The sequence below is a fragment of the Microcystis sp. M53603_WE2 genome, from assembly GCF_030065435.1.
Window position 1 is genome coordinate 1 of sequence record NZ_JASJFF010000399.1, and the last position, 2715, is coordinate 2715.

Below are 2715 nucleotides of genomic sequence, written 5' to 3' on the forward strand. Positions count from 1 at the left end.
CCCACACCCCACACCCCACACCCCACACCCCACACCCCACACCCCACGGTGCTATTGGAGAAAATCTTAAATTTGTCTCGCAAATTTCTAAAATGTTGCTAAGTTAATATTATGAGCTTGCGCTCTAACAATTTTAATACACTTGTATTGAAATTGGATTCGCGTAAAAGCAATGAGGGATGAAATTTGTCCGTAAGAATCCGATCAAATTAAATACAATAGCTAAAGACTAAAGGAATTAGCAAGGGCCAATAGGGATTATGTTCCTCTTGCCAGTGGGAACAGTTAACCCATCCCATAATTCCTTTGATACTTAGCTATCTGGTCAACACCGCAGACAAACCGGCGATCGGATTCCAGTCCTCCAGCCATTTACCCAATTTTTGCAGGAGCCAGATTATGAGTTGACCGAGCTAAAACAGCATTCCGTGTCGCTAAAATCGCATCGACACAAGGAAATTTAAGCAAAAATCTTCTCCCATTTGTTGTAATTAAAGCTACAATCGGAAAAGTCTTTGCCCCTCTCGGATTTGAGACACAAATTTGTTCAGTATCACCTAGATTGAGATTCGATCTTCTAGTTTTGCACAGAAGGAGCAAGAGGAAAACGGCATGATGCAGGCCCACGATGTACTAACCCTTACCGAGCCGCCATTGGATTTAGATTTGATTGACCTAGACGAAGACTTCGATGATGAGGATATCGAGTTAGAGCTAGAAGAAACCAGCGATAGCAACGATGGCAAAAAAAACCGCCGCCTTGCCAGCGCTCGTCGTCGCGACGCCGCTAGAAAAAAACCCTATACGGAAGATTCGATTCGGATTTATCTGCAAGAGATCGGCAGGATTCGGTTATTGAGAGCGGAGGAGGAGATCGAATTAGCGAGAAAAATCGCCGATCTACTGAAATTAGAACGCATTCGCGAAGATTTTTGCCTCTATAGCGATGCTGAATGGGGAAAACAGGTTTTCTTGTTCGAGCGCATCGAGAAAATTATCGCCGAAAAATCGGAAAAAGAACCGAAATTATCGGATATTAAGGCTTATTTAGGTAAGACGGAGCTAATGGCTCCCATGCTGGAAGAATGGCTGGCGAAATCAAAGGAATACTTATCGGCCTTTAAGCGTCGTTTGTACCATGGTCGTCGCGCTAAGGAAAAAATGGTACAATCGAACCTGCGTTTAGTGGTTTCGATCGCCAAGAAATACATGAATCGCGGTCTTTCCTTCCAAGATTTAATTCAAGAAGGTTCCCTCGGTTTGATCCGCGCCGCCGAAAAATTCGACCACGAAAAGGGGTATAAATTCTCCACCTATGCCACTTGGTGGATTCGTCAAGCCATCACCCGGGCGATCGCCGATCAATCCCGCACCATTAGACTTCCCGTCCACCTCTACGAAACCATCTCCCGGATCAAAAAAACCACCAAGATTCTTTCTCAGGAAATGCGTCGCAAACCCACCGAGGAAGAAATCGCCACCAAGATGGAGATGACCATTGAAAAACTGCGTTTTATTGCTAAATCTGCCCAATTACCTATTTCTCTAGAGACTCCCATCGGTAAAGAAGAAGATTCCCGTTTAGGAGACTTTATCGAAGCGGATGGGGAAACCCCAGAAGATGAAGTTTCTAAAAATTTATTACGCGAGGATTTAGAAAACGTCCTCGATACCCTTAGTCCTCGCGAACGCGATGTGCTGCGTCTGCGCTACGGTTTAGATGACGGCCGGATGAAAACACTCGAAGAAATCGGCCAGATTTTCAACGTCACTCGCGAGCGCATTCGTCAAATAGAAGCCAAAGCCCTGCGGAAACTGCGTCACCCTAACCGTAATAGTATCCTCAAAGAGTACATTCGTTAACTTCCCGTCCTTAAAAAACTAGAAACTGAGTCTCCTTGAGGCTCAGTTTTATCGTCATCTACACTTCCCCATCGGTGGGAACCTAATCCTGAAAATATCTCTGGGGTTGCCCCAATCTTGTCCAGAAAACTCTTGCAACAAATAGCACAAATCTGTTATTATGGTTTGTCTGTGTCCCGATTAACCATACCAGTATTGAGAACAAGAAACGACTGTGGCTAATACAAAGTCTGCACTCAAACGAGTCCAAATCTCCGAAAGAAATCGTCTCCGCAACAAAGCGTACAAGTCAGCCGTAAGAACCCTGATCAAAAAATGTCTTGTCGCTGTCTCGGCCTACGGAGCCAACCCCAGCCCAGAAGGGCTAGAAAGCGCCCAACAAGCTCTATCGGAAGCTTACAGTAAAATCGATAAAGCCGTCAAGCGCAACGTCTTGCACCGGAACAACGGCGCTAGAAAAAAAGCCGGTTTAGCCAAAGCTTTGCAAAAAGTTAGCCAAGCTTCCTAAGAAACGAGTAAGCTGTAATCAGGACAGACGCAACAAGCGATCGGGGGTCGATGCAATTAATAGATACGCACGTTCATTTGAACTTTGACGTTTTGCAAGCCGACTTGCCCGCTATCTCCGAACGTTGGCGAAGTGTGGGAGTCGTTCATCTGGTTCACTCCTGTGTCGAACCGGAGGAGTTTGCAGCGATTAAAGCCATTGCCGATCAATTTGAGGAAATTTCCTTCGCCGTCGGTTTACATCCCCTAGATGCCCAAAAATGGCGAGATAATAGTGCCGATCAGATCGAATCCCTAGCCCGATCTGATCGGCGCGTCGTGGCGATCGGGGAAATGGGTTTAGAC

Annotated in this window: 3 protein-coding genes; all 3 read left to right on the top strand. The window is 45.9% G+C overall.

Annotated elements, in window-relative coordinates:
• The first annotated feature begins 612 nt into the window (after window positions 1–612).
• Window positions 613–1863, top strand: coding sequence for an RNA polymerase sigma factor RpoD (rpoD, locus tag PX481_RS08425; RefSeq protein ID WP_002758696.1), 1251 nt, complete (start codon window positions 613–615; stop codon window positions 1861–1863).
• A gap of 214 nt (window positions 1864–2077) precedes the next feature.
• Window positions 2078–2371, top strand: a complete 294-nt coding sequence (gene rpsT, locus PX481_RS08430; protein ID WP_002737368.1) for a 30S ribosomal protein S20 — start codon at window positions 2078–2080, stop codon at window positions 2369–2371.
• Between the two features lie 50 nt (window positions 2372–2421).
• Window positions 2422–2715, top strand: a 294-nt coding sequence (locus PX481_RS08435; protein ID WP_288094351.1) for a TatD family hydrolase, incomplete at its 3' end; no start/stop codon positions are given.